Below are 19,847 nucleotides of genomic sequence, written 5' to 3'. Positions count from 1 at the left end.
ACGTCGCCGAGCCGTCAAACCGCGCGCGCGACACGTGCGGATCGCCACCGAGACGATACATTGGCCGTCCGGCCAGCTTCGCGCGCCGGCGCGACAAGGTAAACTCTCACCCAATTCCGTATACGCAGACAGATATCCGCAAGATGGCCACCCAAATCGACGCCTCCTCCGACGCAGCGGCAACGGCCGCCGCGCAGCACACGCCGATGATGCAGCAATATTTACGCATCAAGGCGGAGCACCCCGACACGCTCGTGTTCTACCGGATGGGCGACTTCTACGAGCTCTTCTTCGAAGACGCGGAGAAAGCCGCTCGCCTGCTCGACCTGACGCTCACGCAACGCGGCGCGTCCGCCGGCAACCCGATCAAGATGGCGGGCGTGCCGCACCACGCGGTCGAGCAGTACCTCGCGAAGCTCGTGAAATTCGGCGAATCGGCGGCGATCTGCGAACAGATCGGCGATCCCGCGACGTCGAAGGGCCCCGTCGAACGCAAGGTCGTGCGCGTCGTGACGCCGGGCACGCTGACCGACGCCGCGCTGCTGTCCGACAAGAGCGACGTGTTCCTGCTCGCGCTTTGTGTCGGGCACAACAAACGCGGCGTCGCGTCGAACATCGGCCTTGCATGGCTCAATCTCGCGAGCGGCGCGCTGCGGCTCGCCGAGATCGCGCCGGACCAGCTCGGCGCGGCGCTCGAGCGCATCCGCCCCGCCGAGATTCTCGCGGCCGACGGCGCGATCGAAGCGGTGCCGGCCGGCATGGGCGCGATCACGCGCGTGCCCGCGTGGCACTTCGATATCGCATCGGGCACGCAACGCCTCTGCGATCAACTCGAAGTCGCGAGCCTCGACGGCTTCGGCGCGCAAGCGCTCACGAGCGCGAGCGGAGCGGCGGGCGCGCTGCTGATCTACGCGGCCGCGACGCAAGGCCAGCAGCTTCGCCACGTGCGCAGCCTCAAGGTCGAAAACGAATCCGAGTACATCGGGCTCGACCCGTCGACGCGACGCAATCTCGAACTCACCGAAACGCTGCGCGGCACCGAATCGCCGACGCTCTATTCGCTGCTCGACACCTGCTGCACCGCGATGGGCAGCCGCCTGCTGCGCCATTGGCTGCATCATCCGCCGCGCGCATCGGTCGCCGCGCAGGCGCGCCACCAGGCAATCGGCGCGTTGCTCGACGCGCCCGCGCATGTCGGCCTCGACAGCCTGCGCTCGGCGCTGCGGCAGATCGCCGACGTCGAGCGGATCACCGGCCGCCTCGCGCTGCTGTCCGCGCGGCCGCGCGATCTGTCCAGCCTGCGCGACACGTTCGCCGCCCTTCCCGCGCTGCGCGAACGCGTCGCCGAGATCGCACCGAACGCGGCCGCGCTAGGACGCCTCGACGCCGCGCTCGAGCCGCCGCCCGGCTGCCTCGATCTGCTCACGCGCGCGATCGCGGCCGAGCCGGCGGCGATGGTCCGCGACGGCGGCGTGATCGCCCGCGGCTACGACGCCGAGCTCGACGAGCTGCGCGATATCTCGGAGAACTGTGGCCAGTTCCTGATCGATCTCGAAACGCGCGAGCGCGCACGCACGGGCATTCCGAACCTGCGCGTCGAGTACAACAAGGTTCACGGCTTCTATATCGAAGTCACGCGCGGCCAGACCGACAAGGTGCCCGACGACTATCGCCGCCGCCAGACGCTCAAGAACGCGGAGCGCTACATCACGCCCGAGCTGAAGACGTTCGAGGACAAGGCACTGTCCGCGCAGGAGCGCGCGCTCGCCCGCGAACGCGCGCTTTACGACGGCGTATTGCAGGCGCTCCTGCCTCACATCGAGGGTTGCCAGCGCGTCGCAAGCGGCCTTGCGGAGCTCGATCTGCTCGCGGCATTCGCCGAACGCGCCCGCACGCTCGACTGGGTGGCGCCGGAATTCACCGACGAGATCGGCATCGAGATCGATCAGGGCCGCCATCCGGTCGTCGAAGCGCAGGTCGAGCAATTCATCGCGAACGATTGCGCGCTGAACCCCGATCGGAAGCTGCTCCTCATCACCGGCCCGAACATGGGCGGTAAGTCGACGTTCATGCGACAGACGGCGCTCATCGCGCTGATGGCGTACGTCGGCAGCTACGTGCCAGCGAAGGCGGCGCGCTTCGGCCCGATCGATCGCATCTTCACGCGCATCGGCGCGGCGGACGATCTCGCGGGCGGCCGCTCGACGTTCATGGTCGAGATGACGGAGGCCGCCGCGATCCTGAACGACGCGACGCCGCACAGCCTCGTGCTGATGGACGAAATCGGCCGCGGCACGTCGACGTTCGACGGCCTCGCGCTCGCATGGGCGATCGCGCGCCATCTGTTGTCGCACAATCGCTGCTACACGCTGTTCGCGACGCACTACTTCGAGCTCACGCAATTGCCGGCGGAATTCCCGCAAGCGGCGAACGTGCACCTGTCGGCGGTCGAGCACGGCCACGGCATCGTGTTCCTCCACGCGGTCGAGGAAGGTCCGGCGAACCAGAGCTACGGCCTGCAGGTCGCGCAACTCGCAGGCGTTCCGGCGCCGGTGATTCGCGCCGCCCGCAAGCATCTCGCGCACCTCGAGCAGCAGTCCGCGGCCCAGGCAACGCCGCAGCTCGATCTCTTCGCCGCGCAACCGATCGTCGACGAACCGGAATGCAACGAGCCGCCGGCTGCGACGCCGCACCCGGCGCTCGAGCGCCTGCTCAGGCTCGATCCGGACGACTTGAAACCGCGCGACGCGCTCGACCTGCTCTACGAACTGCACGCGCTCGCCCGCTCAGGCGCAACGGATGCGCAACGCTGACCGTACCGCGCCGCGCGCGACGCTTCGCGCGCGCGTCGCCGCATCCGCGGCGCTCGCCGGCGCGCTCGCATGGACGCTCGCCGGCAGCGCACCGGCCGCGCACGCATCGTCGCGAGCGGGCAGCGAGCCGTACACGTTCGCGGTCTTGTCCGGCGTGATCGCGTCGGCCGACGACGAACCGCAGGCCCGGCGCCTGCTCGATGCGATCGCGCGCGACCGTTCGGTGTCGTTCATCGTCTACGAAGGCAACCTGAAGGGGCCGAAGGAAGCCTGTCGCGATCAGTTGTACGAGCAGCGCAACGTGCTGTTCGCAGCGTCCCGCGTCCCGCTCGTGCTGCTGCCCGGCCAATACGACTGGGCAGCCTGCGGCACGCGCGATGCCGGTGCGTACGATCCCGTCGAGCGGCTAGACTTCCTGCGTCAGAACATCTTTGCCGAGCCGGCATCGCCCGGCGCGAATCCGATGCCACTCACGCGCGAAAGCGAAGTGGCGCGCTTTCACCCGTATCGCGAAAACGTTCGCTGGGTCCGCGACGATACGGTGTTCATCGGCCTGAACGCGCCGGGGCCGAACAATCGCTACCTGACAGCAGGCGGGCGCAACGGCGAGTTCGAAGATCGTGTCATCGCAAATGCGTTCTGGATCGATCACGCGGCCGAGTATGCGAAGCGCCGCAAGGCGCGCGCGCTCGTGATCTTTCTCGAGGGCGACCCGCAATTCGATCGCTACGAACGTTCGGAGCGCTTCGGGTGGCTGCGCTTCAACCGCCCGCGCGTGCGCGACGGCTTTCGCGAATTCAAGCGAGCGTTGGTGAAAGCCGCGGCCGTCTTTCGCGGCTCGATCATCGTCGTGCATCCGAGCGGCGAGCCGCTTGCGGACGGATTCAGGATCGACCGCCCGTTACGCGACGACAAGGGGAATCTGGTCGGCAATCTGACGCGCGTCGCGATCGCGCCGCATGCGCGCCTGACGCAATGGGTGCGAATCGGCGTGGATTCGGCGAAGCAGCCGATGTTCAACGTGAGCATGCAGACCGTACCGAAGCATCTGCCTCAACCGCCCGCGCTGCCCATCGTGCCGCATGAGAACACGCCGCTGCCCGACATGCCGGAAATCCCGGCGCCGCCGGTGCTGCCCGATTCGGGCGCGAGCGGCGCGACGCCGCCCGGCTATGGTGAATGGCATGGCGCGCGCGAAGGTTCATTCGATCACCACGCGCCATCGAGCGCGACACCCGGCGAAGCGCCGGGCATCGCCGCACCGGGCTCAATGCAGGGTGCGCGCTGAACCGTTGCCTTCGTTGTCGTCATCCTCGTCTTCGTCGACGATTTCGAGCCCTTCCGCGCCGTGCGCATGCTCGTGCTCGATTTCGTCTTCCGTCGCTTCGCGCACGTCCTTGACGGTCAGCGCGAAACGCAGCGCCATCCCGGCGAGCGGGTGATTGCCATCGAGGACGACCTTGTCTTCCGCGATATCGGTCACCGTGTAGATCAGCGAATCGATTTCCTCGTCACCGTCCTCCGGCGTGCCTTCGAATTGCATGCCCACTTCGAGCGGCTCGGGGAAACGGTCGCGCGGCTCGATTTTCACGAGTTCAGGATCGTAATCGCCGAACGCATCCTGCGGCTCAAGCTGGATTTGCGTCTGATAGCCGGGCTCCTGGCCGTCGAGTTGTTCCTCGATCTTGGGGAACGTGCCATCATAGCCGCCGTGCAGATAGACCATCGGCTCATCGCTCTCCTCGATCAGATTGCCTTGCGCATCCGACAGCTTGTAAGCGACCGATACGACAGTGTTTTTTGCGATTTTCATCCAATTCTCCCAAGTACAACAACCATTATACGATGCCCAAACGGCCCCTACCCGAACCGTCCGGCCGTGTGCTCGAACGCACCCGCGCGCCGTTGCCCGAGGCGCCGACCCCGCTTCTCGGCAATCTCAGTCCCGCGCAATTCATGCGCCGATATTGGCAGAAAAGGCCGCTTCTGATTCGGCAGGCCATTGCCGACATCGCGCCGCCGCTGTCGCGCGATGCGCTGTTCGAGCTTGCAGCCGACTTTGACGTCGAATCGCGTCTCGTCACCCATTTTCGTAACAGATGGCAACTGGAGCACGGGCCATTCGAGCCCGAGAATCTGCCGTCCGTGAAGCGCCGCGAGTGGACGCTGCTCGTGCAGGGGCTCGACCTGCACGACGAGCGCGCCCGCTCGCTGCTCGAGCGCTTCCGGTTCGTTCCGGATGCGCGCCTCGACGACCTGATGATCTCGTACGCGACGGACGGCGGCGGCGTCGGCCCGCATTTCGACTCGTACGACGTGTTCCTGCTGCAGGTGCACGGCAAGCGCCGCTGGCGGATCGGCGCGCAGCAGGATCTGTCGCTGCAGGAAGGTTTGCCGCTCAAGGTCCTCGCGAATTTCGAGCCGACAGACGAATGGGTGCTCGAACCCGGCGACATGCTGTACCTGCCGCCGCACGTCGCGCACGACGGCATCGCGCTCGGCGAGTGCATGACGTGCTCGATCGGCTTCCGGGCCCCGTCCGCAGGCGAGTTGCGCGCGCAGTTCCTCTATCACCTCGCGGAGCGCGGCGGCCTGCGCACAGGCACGTGCGACGACACGCGATACCGCGACCCGGCGCAGCCCGCGGTCGACACGCCCGCGATGCTGCCTGCCGCGATGGTCGAGCGCGCTGCCGCGATGCTCGCTGGAATCAAATGGGACGAACGCGATATTGGCGATTTTCTTGGCTGTTATTTGAGCGAGCCCAAATCAAACGTCGTTTTCGAGCCGCCGCCGCGACGACTTGGCGAAGCCGCGTTCGTCGCCCAGGCGTCTCGCCGGGGCATCCGGCTCGACAGGAAAGCGGCGTTGTTGTATAACGCGCGCTCGTACTTCATCAACGGCGACGCGCATCCGCTCGCAACCGCGGCGAAATGGCTGCCGGAACTGGCCGATACGCGCCGGATGGAGGCGAAACGGTTTGTAACACTCTCCCGGGACCCCGCCATGACAGGCCTGCTGCACGAGTGGTATCGTGCGGGCTGGATACGGGTGGGCGACATGGGGTAGAGTTGCCCGGCCGTATACCCATACGAACGCATGTTTTTGTATGGGAAAGACAACGTATTGACCCCGCATTTGTCGACGGTCGATAGGAAAGTGCATATAATTTCCGCCCAAGCCGTAGGGAAGATTCACGCTCTAGAAGTGCATCTCCACCAGCGGCCCAGGTCGGTGTTGGAGCACATTACCGGTATTGTTTCGCGCTGTTGCTTACCTTTAACCATAAAAGGACGTGATCATGAAGAAATCCCTCCTCGTAGCTTCCCTGTTGGCTGCCGTTGCACTGGCTGCGTGCAACAAGAGCTCCGAGCAAGCTGCTTCGTCGGCTGCTAGCGAAGCAACCGCCGCTGCCGCTTCGGCTGCTTCGGGCGTTGCCGCTGCTGCTTCGGACGCTGCTTCGAGCGTTGCCGCTGCTGCGAGCGATGCGGCTGCTGCTGTGGCGTCGGCTGCTTCGGCAGCGACGGCTGCTCCGGCTTCGGGCGCAAGCCAGTAAGTCCGCGTCAGCATCAGCTAAAAAAAACCGGCCTACGGGCCGGTTTTTTTACGTCCTTTTTATGTCCCTTGCATGACCTGCGGGTCCATGAGGCGCCGCAGGGCGCGCTTCAGCGCAGGCTGAGCCAGCCGAATCCCTCGTCTTGCGACGCAACGAGCACGTCGTCCGCCTGCCCTCCCAAAGCCGCCGCGAGCACCGCCTGCGCGAGCGCCGGCGCGTTGTTCTGCTTGCTCAGATGCGCGGCCACCAGGTGTCGCAGCCGGCTGCGATCGAGCTCGGCGAGGATGGCGGCCGCCGCGTCGTTGCTCAGATGGCCGTGCGAGCCGCCGATGCGCGCCTTCAGCGATGCCGGATAGCGACTGGCCGCGAGCATCGCGACGTCGTGATTCGCCTCCAGCACGAGGCCGTCGCAGCCGCTCAGCACGGCGCTGATGCGCGGCGTCGACATGCCGACGTCGGTCAGCACGCCGAGACGCGTCGCGCCGTCGCTGAAGACGAACTGGAGCGGCTCGCGCGCGTCGTGCGGAACGGTATAGGGGAGCACGCACAGATCGCCTACCGCGGCCGTCTCGTCGCCCCAGAGCACGCGGAGGTCGACGTCGGCCTCGTCCGCGCCGACCGCGCGCGCGGTGCCCCAGCTCGTGTACAGCGGCAGCGACGCACGGCGGGCGAGCGTCAGCGCGCAGCCGACATGGTCGCCGTGTTCGTGAGTGACAAGAATCGCGTCGAGATCGTCGACGCGCAAATCGACGCGTGCGAGCCGGCGTTCGAGTTCCTTCGCCGAGAAGCCGCAGTCGAGCAGGACGCGCGTCGTCGTCGCGCCATTCGACGCTTCGACGACGAGCGCATTGCCTTCGCTGCCGCTTCCGAGGCTCGCGAATCGCACGTGCGCTTAATTTAGCTGCGCGTGCAGCAGCGAGATGAGCCGCTGCGCGTCGGACGAGGTGTCGATCTGACCGTTTGCATCGACGACGGCCACTTGCGTCTTCGAGTCGCCTTGCGCGCGCACGTTGACGAGGAATTCCTTGCCCGGCTTCGCGGCCGTCGGGCCGCCGTAGAACAGCTTGCCGAACAGGCCGTCGCGCTTGAGCTCTTCCATCGAATTCGCATAGCGGACGTAGTAGACGCCCTTCGAGCGATCGCGGTTGTCGACCGTGAAGTTCGTGCGGTCGAGCGCGAGACCGACGCGCAGCCACGCGCGGTCGAACGACTCGGCCAGATCGAGCGTCGATGCGCCGCCGGCGCCGGCGCCGACGACGGTCGCGGGCGCGGTGGCGGGGCGCGCGTCGGCGAGCAGTTGCTTCGCCTGCGCGTCGGTCAGGCCGAACTTCTCCATCAGCTTCGCGAGGAACACGGCTTCGAGCACCGGATTGCGCGGACGCTCCTCCCAGCGCGACGACGTGCCGCCCTGCGCGCCCGTCAGCTTCTCTTCCATTGCGCTATGCGTGATCGAGATGTCCGTATTGCCGTCCGGCGTACGCGTGACGAGCGTGCGGAAGCGATCGCGCGTGCCCGACGAATAGGCGAAATCGATCACGCGGCCGATCGTGCGGCGGAACCAGTCGTCGGGAATGTTCGCGCGGTTTTCCGCCCAGTCGGTGGCCATGATGCCCGTCGACGGCGCGTCCGTCTTCAGCGCGAAGCCGTTGTCCTGCCAGAACTCCTTCAGTTGCGGCCAGAGCTGCTCGGGCGTGCGGCCGTCGACGACGAGCCAGCGGCGGTCGCCGTCGCGCTCGACGTGCATCCCGAACGGGTCCTGCGCGCTCGGCTGCCCTTCCGTCGAGTTGCCCGCGGCCGTCACCGCGCGCGTCGGTGCGGAGCCCAGGCCCGAATTCGTCGGCGGCGCGACGTACGACGGACTGAGCGGCATCGCCGTCAGATCCTGCGGCACCTGCAGCGGCGGCGCCGAGCCGGTCGACTTGTAGTTGACCCGGTCGGGCGCGAGGTAGTCGTTCAGCGTGTCGCAGCCGGCGAGCGCGCCCAGCGCGAGCGCCAGCACCGAAACCTGGATCGCGCGGGAGGAAAAGGCAGAATGTCTCATGAAGTCCTTCGTCTTGCTAGAACGCGTGTCACGCACGGCGCCGGGAGCGGCCGGGTCAGTGTCGGATCGATCGGGGTGCGGTGCGGCCGCCCGAGCGGCCGCGTCCGGCCTCACAGGAGGCCGGCCTCGCGAAGCGCGCCGCGCACGGTGTCGTGGCAACGCTCGTCGAGCGGTGTGAGCGGCAGGCGAATGCCGCCCGCGATCTTGCCCATCTGTTGCAGCGCCCACTTCACCGGGATCGGATTCGCCTCGATGAACAGATGCTTGTGCAGCGACAGGAGCTTCATATGGATCTCTCGCGCCGTCTTCACGTCGGCGGCGAGCGCCGCGCGGCAGAGCTCGCTCATCGCGCGCGGCGCGACGTTCGCCGTCACCGAGATGTTGCCGTGGCCGCCGAGGAGCATCAGCGCGATCGCGGTCGGATCGTCGCCGCTGTAGATCGCGAAGTGCGCGGGCGCCGCCTTGATCAACTGCGCGGCGCGGTCGATGTTGCCCGTCGCGTCCTTCACGCCGGCGATGCCCGGCACCTGAGAAAGACGCAGGATCGTGTCGTTCGACATGTCCGCGACCGTGCGGCCCGGCACGTTGTACAGGATCACCGGCAGGTCGACCGCCTCGGCGATCGCCTTGAAGTGGCGGTATATTCCTTCCTGCGTCGGCTTGTTGTAATACGGCACCACTTGCAGCGTCGCGTCGGCGCCCACCGCCTTCGCATGCTTCGACAACTCGATCGCCTCGGTCGTCGAATTGCCGCCCGCGCCCGCGACGATCGGAATCCGCTTCGCCGCATGCTTGACGGCGGTTTCGATCATGAGGATATGTTCGTCGACGGAAAGCGTCGCCGATTCGCCGCTCGTGCCGACCACGACGAGGGCATCCGTCCCCTCTTCGATGTGCCAGTCGATCAGCTTGCGGAAGGCCGCCAGATCGAGGCCGCCGTCCTCGAGCATCGGGGTGACGATCGCGGGGACGCTGCCGCGGATTTGAATGCCGTCTTGAGTGCCGTTAGCCATGAAACAAACGCGATGAAAAATCGGTAAGGGTCGATTGTAGCGGATTAGCCCGCCAGTCCGTAACGCGGAAATCCCGCCCCTTCTTCCGCCACGGCACGCTCGCGCACCGCGCAGATTCGTTGGACGAATGCGTCGCGCGGCGCGGCGGCGAACCCGTCCTCGAACGCGACGACGCGCAACTGCCCGCGCACCGCGTCGAGCAGCTCGCCCGGCGCGAGCAGGAATGCCGGATTGGACGGCTTGCCGACCGTTTGGTTGCCTTGCGCGAAGGTCTCGTACAGCAGCACGCCGCCCGGCGCGACCGCGGCGACGAGACGCGGCAGCAGCGGGCGATGCAGATAGTTCGTGACGACGACGGCGGAAAAGCGCGCGTCGCCGGCGAGCGGCCACGGCGCGTCTTCGAGATCGGCCGCCTGCGCGACGACACCCGGCAGCGCGCCGAGCGACGCGAGCGCGGCCGGCTCGCGCTCGAGCGCGCGGACCGGATGGCCGCGCTCGGCGAACCAGCGCGCGTGGCGGCCGTGGCCCGCGGCGACGTCGAGCACCGCGCCGCCCGCCGGCACGAGATGCGACCATTCGCGCACCCACGCCGACGGCTCGGCCGCCACGCCGTGCGCCCCCGCGGCGGGCGCGTCGTGAACCGCGATCGTCAGCGTTTTCAACTGTACGACAGCCCCATCGCCTCGCGCACGTCGCGCATCGTCTCGGTCGCGTGCTTGCGCGCCTTGTCGCAGCCGTCCGCGACGATCGCGCGCAGCAGCGACGGATCGTCCATGTACTTCTGCGCGCGCTCGAGCATCGGCTGCTGCTCGCGCAGGATGCCGTCGACGACCGGCTGCTTGCAGTCCAGGCAGCCGATGCCCGCCGAGCGGCAGCCCTTCTGAACCCAGTCGTGCGTCGCGTCGTCGGTGTAGACCTGGTGCAGTTGCCAGACCGGGCATTTATCGGGATCGCCCGGATCGCTGCGGCGCACGCGCGCGGGATCGGTCGGCATCGTGCGGACCTTCTTCGTGATCGTCTCGGCGTCCTCGCGCAGGCCGATCGTGTTGCCGTACGACTTCGACATCTTCTGGCCGTCGAGGCCCGGCATCCGCGACGCTGCGGTCAGAAGCGCCTGCGGCTCGACGAGGATGATCTTGCGCGCGCCTTCGAGATAGCCGAACAGGCGCTCGCGGTCGCTCATCGACAGGCTCTGCGATTCCTGCAGCATCGCGCGCGCCTGTTCGAGCGCCTCGTCGTCGCCCTCCTGCTGATACGCGTTGCGCAGCTCGTGATAGAGCTTCGCGCGCTTGCCGCCCAGCTTCTTCGCCGCCTCGAGCGCCTTCTCCTCGAAGCCCGGCTCGCGGCCGTACAGATAATTGAAGCGGCGCGCGATCTCGCGCGTCATCTCCACGTGCGGCACCTGGTCCTCGCCGACCGGCACGAGCGAGCCGCGGTACAGCAGGATGTCGGCCGCCATCAGCACCGGGTAGCCGAGGAAGCCGTACGTCGACAGATCCTTGTCCTTCAGCTTCTCGATCTGCTCCTTGTAGGTCGGCACGCGCTCGAGCCAGCCGAGCGGCGTGCTCATGCCGAGCAGCAGCGCGAGCTCGGCATGCTCGGGCACCTTGCTCTGGATGAAGAGCGTCGCCTGCGCCGGGTCGATGCCCGAGGCGAGCCAGTCGATCAGCACATCCCAGACGTTCTTCTCGATCACCTCGGGCGTTTCGTAGTGCGTCGTCAGCGCGTGCCAGTCGACCACGCAGAAGAAGCACGGATACTCGGACTGCAGCTTGACCCAGTTCTTCAGCACGCCGTGATAGTGGCCGAGATGGAGCGACCCCGTGGGTCGCATGCCGGAAAAGATACGGTCTGGGAACATGATTGTCGTTAGAAAAGCGAGGCGAAAGGAGTCAGGATGGCCGTCACGACGGCGTAGCCCGCGCCCACCAGCGGCCGCAGCCAGAGCTTCGTCAGAAGGCCCGTCGCGACGAGCGCGAGCACGATGAAGAAGCCGTACGGCTCGAGCCGCGACAGCGCGATCGATGGCTTCGGCGGCAGCAGCGCCGCGAGCACGCGCCCGCCGTCGAGCGGCGGCAGCGGAAAGAGGTTCAGCACCGCGAGCACGAGATTCACGCCGACGCCCGCTCCCGCCATGCGCGTGAAGAATGGCTCGTCGACCGCGAACGCGGCGAGGCCGATGCTCACGAAGCCCCAGATCAGCGCCTGGACGAAGTTGCAGCCCGGCCCCGCGAGCGCGACCCACAGGCTCCCCCAGCGCGGGTTGCGCAGATTGCGGAACGTGACGGGCACGGGCTTCGCGTAGCCGAACAGGAACGCGCCACTCGTCAGGAAGTACAGCACGAGCGGAATCACGATCGTGCCGAACGGATCGATGTGGCGCATCGGGTTGAACGACACGCGGCCCATCATGTACGCGGTGTTGTCGCCGAGCAGGCGAGCGACGTAGCCGTGGGCAGCCTCGTGCAGCGTGATCGCGAAGACCACGGGCAGTGCGTAGACGGCAATTGTCTGTATCAGGGAAGAAGCATCCATAGCGCACTATTGTAACAAGCGGCAAACGCGCGAACGGCGCGTGTGCATGCGGACCGAAACGGCGGCCGCTCCGGTGCGCCGGGACGGCGCGGCGGCGCTCACGCGGCGAGGCCGAACGGCTCGAGCGGGCCGCGCCCCGCCCGCACGAGCTGCGGCTCGTCGCCCGTCAGGTCGATGACCGTCGACGGCTCGCGCGGGCACGCGCCGCCGTCGATCACGAGGTCGATCTGCTTTTCGAGGCGCGCGCGGATTTCCTCCGGATCGTTGAGCGGCTCATCGTCGGGCGACAGGATCAGCGTCGTGCCGAGAAGCGGCTGGCCGAGCGCCTCGAGCAGCGCGAGCGTGATCGCGTGCGCGGGCACGCGCAGGCCGATCGTCTTGCGCGACGGGTGCGACAGCCGCCGCGGCACTTCCTTCGTCGCCTGCAGGATGAACACGTACGGCCCCGGCGTCACCGATTTGATCAGCCGGTATTGCCGGTTGTCGACCATCGCGAACGTCGCGAGCTCGGACAGATCGCGCACGAGCAGCGACAGGTGCTGCTTTTCGTCGAGCCCGCGGATGCGGCGCACGCGCTCGACCGCGTCCTTGTCGTCCAGATGGCATGCGAGCGCATAGCTCGAATCGGTCGGCAGCGCGATCACGCCGCCGCCGCGCACGATTTCGGCCGCCTGCTTGACGAGACGCGTCTGCGGATTATCCGGGTGAATCCTGAAGAATTGGGACATGGGGACAAAGGTATGGATCGGCGCGCGCGTGCCGCGGCCGGATGTGCTGCCGGCAAACGCCGCTACAGCCAGCGCTCCCAGACGGGTTTGAGATCGGACGGCAGCGGCGGCAGGCTGCCGAGCTCGGTGCGCCCTTCTCCCGGCGCGTGAAAATCGGAGCCGCGCGACGCCTCGAAGCCGAAGCGCCGCGCGACGTCCGCGTATTCGCGGTACTGGTCGGGCGTGTGGCTGCCCGTCACGACCTCGATCGCGACGCCGCCCAGATCGATGAACTCGCCGAAGAACGCGTCGAACTCGACGCTCGTGTACGCATAGCGGCCCGGATGCGCGATGACCGCTTCGCCGCCCGCCTGCCGGATCCACGTGACGGCGTCCGACAGCTTCGCCCAGCGGTGCGCGACGTAGCCCGGCTTGCCTTCGCCGAGATAGCGGTCGAACACGTCGGATATCGACGCCGCGTAGCCCTTGTCGACGAGAAAGCGCGCGAAGTGGGTGCGCGAGATCAGATCGGGATTCGACACAAAGCCGAGCGCGCCTTCGTAGGCCCCCTCGATGCCGAGCGCGGCGAGCGCGTCGCCGATCGCGACCGCGCGCGCCGCGCGGCCGTTGCGGGTGCGGCGGAGCCCGTCGACGAGCGCGGGGTTCTGCGGATCGATGTTCAGGCCGACGATGTGCACGGTGCGCGACGCCCACGTCACGGAAATCTCGACGCCGTGCAGATAGCGCATGCCGAGCGCCTCGGCGGCTTCACGCGCGGCGCGCTGGCCGCCGACCTCGTCGTGATCGGTCAGCGCCCACAGCGTGACGCCGCCCGCGTGCGCGCGGCGCGCGACGTCGGCGGGCGCGAGCTGACCGTCGGAAACGTTCGAATGGCAGTGGAGATCGGCGTTCATCGTGGGCGTCGGAGGCTAAGCGTTCATTCTACTGCAACGCGCAAATTCGCCGCAGACGCTCAGCCGGCGGGACCGCGAACGGCGGCGGGCCGGGCGAGCCGGCGCGCCGCCGCCCTTCCTTCGCCCTTCGCTCGTCGCCTTCGGTCTTTCGCCTTCAGATTTTCGCCGCCCACCGATTCGCCGATTCGCCGCCCCGCCCGGATCGACGCCCCTCGAAATCGGCTCAGGCGCAGAACGCCTCGATCAGCGCCGCGATCTGCTCCGGCTGGTCGTGATGGACCATGTGTCCCGCGTCTTCGACGAGCTTCTCGCGCCAGTCGGCGAACGCCGCAAAGCGCGCCTTGAACTCGGAAATCGGAATCTCGCCCGCCAGAAACGCGAACGTCGGCGAATCGACGGCCTCGACGTGCAGCACCTTCGCGCGCACCTTCGACCAGATCGCCATCACCTCGTCGAGCCTGTACAGCAGCGGGCCGCGCAGCTTGTGCGCGGGATCGGCGAGCAGCCGGTACTGGCCATCCGCATCGCGCGTCGACCAGTGCGCGGCGAGAAACGCCGCGCGGCGCGGCTCGAGGCGCGGATTCGTCTTCACGAGGCGCGCGGCGACGTCTTCGAGCGACGCGTAACGCTTGAGCGTCGGCGGCGTGCGCAGTTCGTCGAGCCATTGCTCGAGGCGCCGCGGCGCCTGCTCGGCGCGCGCGGGCGCGAGCCCGAAGCCCTCCAGATCGACGACTCGCCGCACCCGCCGCGGCCGCGCGCCCGCATACAGGCACACGACGTTCGCGCCCATGCTGTGGCCGACGAGGTTTACCTCGCCTTCCGGCGTGTAGTGATCGAGCAGCGCATCAAGGTCCGCCAGGTACTCGTGGAACCAGTAATGGCCGCCGCCTTGCGCGGCGACCGGCCAATCGGACAGGCCGAAGCCGCGCGCGTCGGGCGCGATCACCTGCCAGTCGCCCGCGAGCGCGTCGACGACGAACTGGAACGACGCGGCGACGTCCATCCAGCCATGCAGCATGTAGAGCGTCGGCGCATCGGGCCGCCCCCAGCGGCGCACATGCAGCTTCACGCCGCGAACCGTGACGAAATCGGAGACAGATTGAGTGGAGTGCATCGCAACCGCCAAAAAAGAATGACCGTTCGATTATATCGATCCGGCCCGTCCGGCGTATGGCGAGTCGCAAGGCCGGGCGCGTGTCGAGGCACTTCTCCAGGGTCTGTTCACGCTCATGACGGGCGTGAACAGACCCTCGGCCACGCCGATGCGTGGCGTCGGGCGTGGCGCAACCCGCCCCGCCGTGCCGAACGAGCCAAACTGAGCCGGCACCCGCGTCATCCCTTCGGATCGACGTCCTGCGCCACGAGCGCATTCAATTCGTCGTCGGTAAAGCCCGCGGCGCGCCGTGCATCGACATTGAACGGGCCGCGCAGCCGCGGCGCCCGATACTGCTCGGCGAGCCGTTCGTAGGTCGCTTGCGGATCGAACCCGGCGTCGTCGCACAGATGGCGAAACCAGCGATTGCCGATCCCTACGTGGCCGATCTCGTCGCGCAGGATCACGTCGAGAATCGCCGCCGACGCATGATCGCCCGCCTGCTGAAGCCGCGCACGGATCGGCGGCGACGCGTCGAGCCCGCGCGCCTCGAGCGTGCGCGGCACGAGCGCCATCCGCGCGAGCACGTCGCCCGCGGTCCGCTCGCACATCTCCCAGAGGCCGTCGTGCGCCGGAAAATCGCCGTACGCGTGCCCGAACTCGGCAAGACGCGCGGCGAGCAGCGAGAAGTGGTGCGCCTCCTCCGCGGCGACTTTCAGCCAGTCCGCATAGAACGCCGCGGGCATCCGCGCAAAGCGCCATACCGCGTCGAGCGCGAGATTGATTGCGTTACATTCGATGTGCGCGAGCGCATGCAGCAGCACGACCCGCCCTTGCGGCGAGCGCATGCTGCGCCGCTCGAGCCGGCGCGGCTCGACGAGCTCCGGGCGAACCGGTCGCCCGGGCAGGCCGTGCTCGGGCGCGCTCAGCTCGCGCTCGGGGAACGCCGCCGCGCGGCCGTCGATGAGCGCCGAGCGCAGCTCGACGACGAGCGCGGCCTTGCGCGCGGGATCGGGTTCGCAAAGCGCGGCAAGTGCGTCGCTGCGCACGCAGCGCAACGGTTCGGGCGACGAAATCGAGACGGATGACATGAGAAGACGACATGCTCGCACGCTGCGCGCGCGAACGACCGGGACAACCGTTTACAATAAAAAATTCGATTGCGCCGCATCCAGGCGCGACGCAACCGCGCGCCATTGTACCGGCCGCCCAGACAAGGCCCAAGGGAGACATCGTGACCATCTACAAGCTCGGCGACAACGCCCCGTCCATCCACGAAAGCGTGTTCGTCGCGGACAGCGCGACGATCGTCGGCAAGGTCGTGCTGGAAGAGAACGCGAGCGTCTGGTTCGGCGCGACGATCCGCGGCGATAACGAGCCGATCACGGTCGGCGCCGGCAGCAACGTGCAGGAAGGCGCGGTGCTGCACACCGATCCGGGCTGCCCGCTCACGATCGCGCCGAACGTGACGGTCGGCCATCAGGCGATGCTGCACGGCTGCACGATCGGCGAGGGCTCGCTGATCGGCATTCAGGCCGTGATCTTGAATCGCGCGGTGATCGGCCGCAACTGTCTGGTCGGCGCGGGCGCGGTGATCACCGAGGGCAAGGCGTTTCCCGACAATTCGCTGATTCTCGGCGCGCCGGCGAAGGTCGTGCGTACGCTGTCCGACGAGGACGTCGCGCGGATGCACATGAACACGAAGAGCTACGCGATGCGGCGCGCGTATTTCAAGGAGCAGCTCGTGCGGATCGGCTGAACCGCCGCGCACGAGCCGTTTGATCGTCGAGGGAAAAAGTGAGCGACCAGTTACAGAAATTCATGTTCAACGCGGCCCCGGTGCGCGGCGAGATCGTCTCGCTGCGCAACACGTGGCAAGAGGTGCTCACGCGCCGCGACTACCCGACGCCCGTGCGCAACGTGCTCGGCGAGATGATGGCGGCGTGCGCGCTGCTGTCGGCAAATCTGAAGTTCGACGGCACGCTCATCATGCAGATCTTCGGCGACGGCCCGTTGAAGATGCTCGTCGTCCAGTGCAGCTCGGACCTCGCGATGCGCGCGACCGCGAAGTTCTCGGGCGACGCCGCGCGGGCCGTCGGCGACGACACTTCGTTCGCGGACCTGATCAACGCGAGCGGCCACGGCCGCTGCGTGATCACGCTCGATCCCGCCGACAAGCGGCCCGGCCAGCAGCCGTATCAGGGCATCGTGCCGCTGAACGGCGAGGACGGCCAGCTCGCGTCGATCGCCGACGTGTTCGAGCATTACATGCGGCACTCCGAGCAGCTCGACACGCGCCTCTGGCTCGCCGCCGATCACGATCGCGCGGTCGGCGTGCTGCTGCAGAAGCTGCCTGGCGACGGCGGGATCGTGCCGCGCGTCGAGGAGACCGATACGGATACGTGGGAGCGCGTCTGCACGCTCGGCGGCACGCTGTCGCCGAAAGAGCTGCTCGAAGTGGAACCCGAGACCGTGTTCCGGCGTCTGTTCTGGCAGGAGAACGTGCAGCACTTCGAACCGACGGCCACGCGCTTCCAGTGCACGTGCTCGCGCGAGAAGGTCGGCGGGATGCTGCGCATGCTCGGGCGCGTCGAGATCGACGGCGTGATCGAAGAGCGCGGCCACGTCGAGATCCACTGCGAATTCTGCAATCAGCGCTACGAATTCGATCCGGTCGACGTCGTCCAGCTATTCTCGACGCCCGAGCTCGGCGCCGGCGTCGCGCCCGCCGCCGCGCAACGGCACTGATTCGCCCGCGAGCAAACGGACAAACGAGCAAGCGGGCAATGCGCCGCGCCGCCGTCCGGCGAGCGCGGCGCCGGCACAAGCCAGGAGGCAGCAGCATGAAACCGATTCTCGTTCGCGCCGCGCCGCTCGCGGCGCTCGTTGCGGCCGCGTCGCTGAGCGGATGCGTCGCGCCGCCGTCGACGACGGTCCTGAGTCGTCTGCCCGAGCAGGCGGGCACCCCGGCGCACACGCTCACGCCCGACGAGCGCAAGCGCTACGACGAGATCGACCGGCAGGTGCTGCGCGAGCAGAATGCGGCGATCGCGGCCGAGGACGCGGCGCGCGCCTGGTCGTACTACTATCCGCCGCCCGTCACCTATTACGGCGGCTACTATGGCGGCGGCTGGGGACATGGCTGGGGGTCGGGCTTCAGCTACGGCTACCCGGGCTGGTGGTGGTGAAATCGCCGAATTCCGGCGAATTGAAAACCCACGGGAAACAAAAAATCTTCACCGTGCAACGCCCGGCGGCGCGCCCGTCAGCCGTGCGCCGGCTTGTGCGCCTTGTCGCCGCCGTGCCGCTTCTCGGGCTTTGCGCGCGACACCGGATTCGGCACGACGCGCATCGGCGCGGCCGACACCTCGCCGCGCGTCGACGTCGACGGCTGCGCGTTGCTCTGCGCCGCGGGCGCCGGCGAATTCGGCGACACGAACTGCACGAACACTTCGCCGTCCTTCACCATGCCCATTTCGTAGCGCGCGCGCTCCTCGATCGCCGACGTGCCGCTCTGCAGATCCTGCACCTCGCCCGCAATCCGCTCGTTGCGCAGCTTCGCATCGGCGTTCTTCTGCAACTGGTCGTTCAACTGCTGCCGCAACTCGTGCACCCGCAGCCAGCCGCCGTGCCCCCACCACAACGGGTACTGAATCACGACCAGCAAAGCGATCAGAACGACGGTAACGAGCCGCATGAATAAGCCGCAGATATAAGAAGCGCCGCTTCACGGGATCGCGAAGCGGCGTCATCAGTGAACAAGACCGATAGTAACGCGTTAGCGCGCGTCAGCGCAGGTTGTAGAACGCCGATTTGCCCGGGTAGCTCGCGATGTCGCCCAGGTCCTCTTCGATGCGAAGCAGTTGGTTGTACTTCGAAATGCGATCGCTGCGCGAGAGCGAGCCCGTCTTGATCTGGCCGGCGTTCAGGCCGACTGCGATGTCGGCGATCGTCGAATCCTCGGTTTCGCCCGAACGGTGCGAAATCACGGCCGTGTAGCCCGCGCGCTTGGCCATCTCGATCGCCGCGAACGTTTCGGTCAACGTACCGATCTGGTTGATCTTGATGAGGATCGAGTTCGCGATGCCCTTCTCGATGCCTTCCTTCAGGATGCGCGTGTTCGTGACGAACAGGTCGTCGCCGACCAACTGCACCTTCTTGCCGAGGCGCTCGGTCAGGAGCTTCCAGCCGTCCCAGTCGCTTTCGTGCATGCCGTCCTCGATCGACACGATCGGGAACTTGTCGGCGAGCGTCGCGAGGTAATCGGTGAATTCGGCCGACGACAGTTGCAGGCCCTCGCCCGCGAGCTGGTACTTGCCGTCGTGGTAGAACTCGGACGCCGCGCAGTCGAGCGCGAGCAGCACGTCCTCGCCCGCGCGATAGCCGGCCTTCTCGATCGCCTGCAGGATCGTCGACAGGCATTCGTCGTTGCTGCCGAAGTTCGGCGCGAAGCCGCCTTCGTCGCCGACCGCCGTGCTCATGCCGCGGTCGCCGAGGATCTTCTTCAGCGCATGGAACACTTCCGCGCCGCAACGCAGCGCTTCGCGGAACGTCGGCTGGCTGACCGGAACGATCATGAATTCCTGGATGTCGAGGCTGTTGTTCGCGTGCGCGCCGCCGTTGACGATGTTCATCATCGGCACCGGCAGTTGCATCGCGCCCGAGCCGCCGAAATAGCGGTACAGCGGCAGGCCGGCTTCTTCAGCCGCGGCCTTCGCGACCGCCATCGACACGGCGAGCATCGCGTTCGCGCCGAGGCGCGACTTGTTGTCGGTGCCGTCGAGCTCGAGCAGCGTCTTGTCGAGGAACGCCTGCTCGGACGCGTCGAGGCCCATGATCGCTTCGGAGATCTCGGTGTTGATGTGCTCGACCGCCTTCAGCACGCCCTTGCCGTTGTAGCGGCCGGCTTCGCCGTCGCGCAGCTCGATCGCCTCGCGCGAGCCGGTCGACGCGCCCGACGGCACCGCCGCGCGGCCCATCGTGCCCGATTCGAGCAGCACGTCGCATTCGACGGTGGGATTGCCGCGCGAATCCAGAATTTCGCGGCCGATGATGTCTACGATTGCACTCATGGTTTCCTCTGAAAATGACGATGGTTCCTGTCTTCAGCGACGGCGGCCGATCCGGCGCGGCAGCCGCTCCTGCTACTGACGCGCGCAACGGCCGCCGAGTTCA

Annotated in this window: 21 protein-coding genes; 8 read left to right on the top strand and 13 right to left on the bottom strand. The window is 67.4% G+C overall.

The window, feature by feature from the left end; genetic code table 11:
• Positions 1–143: 143 nt before the first annotated feature.
• On the top strand, positions 144–2,813 hold the full coding sequence (gene mutS / locus AQ610_RS07040; protein WP_006025992.1) for a DNA mismatch repair protein MutS: 2,670 nt from the start codon (positions 144–146) through the stop codon (positions 2,811–2,813).
• Complete coding sequence (locus tag AQ610_RS07035) at positions 2,800–4,101, top strand: hypothetical protein (RefSeq protein WP_006025991.1); 1,302 nt, start codon at positions 2,800–2,802, stop codon at positions 4,099–4,101. Before mutS ends, AQ610_RS07035 begins: the two co-directional genes overlap by 14 nt.
• On the opposite strand, the gene AQ610_RS07030 is transcribed toward AQ610_RS07035, so the two are convergent.
• Positions 4,081–4,626 (bottom strand): FKBP-type peptidyl-prolyl cis-trans isomerase, encoded by a 546-nt coding sequence (locus AQ610_RS07030; RefSeq protein ID WP_006025990.1) that lies wholly within the window; start codon positions 4,624–4,626, stop codon positions 4,081–4,083. The genes AQ610_RS07035 and AQ610_RS07030 overlap by 21 nt on opposite strands.
• A gap of 68 nt (positions 4,627–4,694) precedes the next feature.
• Here AQ610_RS07030 and AQ610_RS07025 point away from each other — a divergent pair, with 68 nt between their 5' ends.
• Genes AQ610_RS07025 through AQ610_RS32900 form a run of 3 tightly spaced genes read left to right on the top strand, consistent with a single transcriptional unit; the run spans position 4,695 to position 6,369 of the window.
• On the top strand, positions 4,695–5,882 hold the full coding sequence (locus AQ610_RS07025; RefSeq protein WP_009912925.1) for a cupin domain-containing protein: 1,188 nt from the start codon (positions 4,695–4,697) through the stop codon (positions 5,880–5,882).
• A 57-nt stretch (positions 5,883–5,939) separates the two neighbouring features.
• Entirely contained in the window at positions 5,940–6,209 is a 270-nt protein-coding gene (locus AQ610_RS38080) for a hypothetical protein (RefSeq protein ID WP_009904701.1), read from the top strand.
• Entirely contained in the window at positions 6,115–6,369 is a 255-nt protein-coding gene (locus tag AQ610_RS32900) for a hypothetical protein (RefSeq protein ID WP_075644792.1), read from the top strand. Before AQ610_RS38080 ends, AQ610_RS32900 begins: the two co-directional genes overlap by 95 nt.
• Before the next feature lie 109 nt (positions 6,370–6,478).
• Here the strand turns inward: AQ610_RS32900 and AQ610_RS07020 are convergent, their stop codons facing one another.
• The 10 genes from AQ610_RS07020 to AQ610_RS06975 form a co-directional block, all read right to left on the bottom strand.
• Entirely contained in the window at positions 6,479–7,255 is a 777-nt protein-coding gene (locus AQ610_RS07020; protein WP_006025987.1) for an MBL fold metallo-hydrolase, read from the bottom strand.
• A gap of 6 nt (positions 7,256–7,261) precedes the next feature.
• Positions 7,262–8,410, bottom strand: a complete 1,149-nt coding sequence (gene bamC, locus AQ610_RS07015; RefSeq protein ID WP_006025986.1) for an NlpB/DapX family lipoprotein — start codon at positions 8,408–8,410, stop codon at positions 7,262–7,264.
• 110 nt (positions 8,411–8,520) lie between these two features.
• Positions 8,521–9,423 carry a 4-hydroxy-tetrahydrodipicolinate synthase gene (dapA, locus tag AQ610_RS07010; RefSeq protein WP_009912927.1) on the bottom strand — a complete coding sequence of 301 codons (903 nt, stop codon included), beginning with the start codon at positions 9,421–9,423 and terminating at the stop codon, positions 8,521–8,523.
• 44 nt (positions 9,424–9,467) lie between these two features.
• Complete coding sequence (locus AQ610_RS07005) at positions 9,468–10,085, bottom strand: class I SAM-dependent methyltransferase (protein WP_006025984.1); 618 nt, start codon at positions 10,083–10,085, stop codon at positions 9,468–9,470.
• Entirely contained in the window at positions 10,082–11,284 is a 1,203-nt protein-coding gene (locus tag AQ610_RS07000; RefSeq protein WP_006025983.1) for a tryptophan--tRNA ligase, read from the bottom strand. The genes AQ610_RS07005 and AQ610_RS07000 overlap by 4 nt, the downstream gene beginning before the upstream one ends.
• Positions 11,285–11,292: 8 nt before the next feature.
• Complete coding sequence (locus tag AQ610_RS06995) at positions 11,293–11,958, bottom strand: site-2 protease family protein (RefSeq protein WP_009912931.1); 666 nt, start codon at positions 11,956–11,958, stop codon at positions 11,293–11,295.
• A 98-nt stretch (positions 11,959–12,056) separates the two neighbouring features.
• Positions 12,057–12,686 (bottom strand): L-threonylcarbamoyladenylate synthase, encoded by a 630-nt coding sequence (locus AQ610_RS06990; RefSeq protein ID WP_006025981.1) that lies wholly within the window; start codon positions 12,684–12,686, stop codon positions 12,057–12,059.
• 62 nt (positions 12,687–12,748) lie between these two features.
• Positions 12,749–13,579, bottom strand: coding sequence for a 3',5'-nucleoside bisphosphate phosphatase (locus AQ610_RS06985; protein ID WP_006025980.1), 831 nt, complete (start codon positions 13,577–13,579; stop codon positions 12,749–12,751).
• Positions 13,580–13,802: 223 nt separating this feature from the next.
• Positions 13,803–14,693 (bottom strand): alpha/beta fold hydrolase, encoded by an 891-nt coding sequence (locus tag AQ610_RS06980; protein ID WP_009912935.1) that lies wholly within the window; start codon positions 14,691–14,693, stop codon positions 13,803–13,805.
• A 218-nt stretch (positions 14,694–14,911) separates the two neighbouring features.
• On the bottom strand, positions 14,912–15,730 hold the full coding sequence (locus AQ610_RS06975; RefSeq protein WP_043282489.1) for a ferritin-like domain-containing protein: 819 nt from the start codon (positions 15,728–15,730) through the stop codon (positions 14,912–14,914).
• 176 nt (positions 15,731–15,906) lie between these two features.
• Between AQ610_RS06975 and AQ610_RS06970 the strand changes: the two genes are divergently transcribed.
• The 3 genes from AQ610_RS06970 (at position 15,907) to AQ610_RS06960 (ending at position 17,860) form a co-directional block, all read left to right on the top strand.
• Positions 15,907–16,431 (top strand): gamma carbonic anhydrase family protein, encoded by a 525-nt coding sequence (locus AQ610_RS06970; RefSeq protein ID WP_006025977.1) that lies wholly within the window; start codon positions 15,907–15,909, stop codon positions 16,429–16,431.
• A 38-nt stretch (positions 16,432–16,469) separates the two neighbouring features.
• Positions 16,470–17,420 carry an Hsp33 family molecular chaperone HslO gene (gene hslO / locus AQ610_RS06965; RefSeq protein WP_006025976.1) on the top strand — a complete coding sequence of 317 codons (951 nt, stop codon included), beginning with the start codon at positions 16,470–16,472 and terminating at the stop codon, positions 17,418–17,420.
• A gap of 95 nt (positions 17,421–17,515) precedes the next feature.
• Positions 17,516–17,860, top strand: a complete 345-nt coding sequence (locus tag AQ610_RS06960; RefSeq protein ID WP_006025975.1) for a hypothetical protein — start codon at positions 17,516–17,518, stop codon at positions 17,858–17,860.
• Positions 17,861–17,937: 77 nt separating this feature from the next.
• On the opposite strand, the gene ftsB is transcribed toward AQ610_RS06960, so the two are convergent.
• Together ftsB and eno are read right to left on the bottom strand one after the other, a co-directional pair.
• Entirely contained in the window at positions 17,938–18,369 is a 432-nt protein-coding gene (gene ftsB, locus AQ610_RS06955; RefSeq protein ID WP_009912938.1) for a cell division protein FtsB, read from the bottom strand.
• 91 nt (positions 18,370–18,460) lie between these two features.
• The gene (gene eno, locus AQ610_RS06950) at positions 18,461–19,744 is read right to left on the bottom strand and encodes a phosphopyruvate hydratase (protein ID WP_006025973.1); all 1,284 of its coding nucleotides are present in this window, start codon (positions 19,742–19,744) and stop codon (positions 18,461–18,463) included.
• Between the last annotated feature and the right edge of the window lie 103 nt (positions 19,745–19,847).

The sequence above is a fragment of the Burkholderia humptydooensis genome (genome assembly GCF_001513745.1).
Classification (GTDB): domain Bacteria; phylum Pseudomonadota; class Gammaproteobacteria; order Burkholderiales; family Burkholderiaceae; genus Burkholderia; species Burkholderia humptydooensis.
The sequence above is the reverse complement of the archived record's forward strand: the minus strand, read 5'-3'. Positions and strand labels throughout refer to the sequence as shown.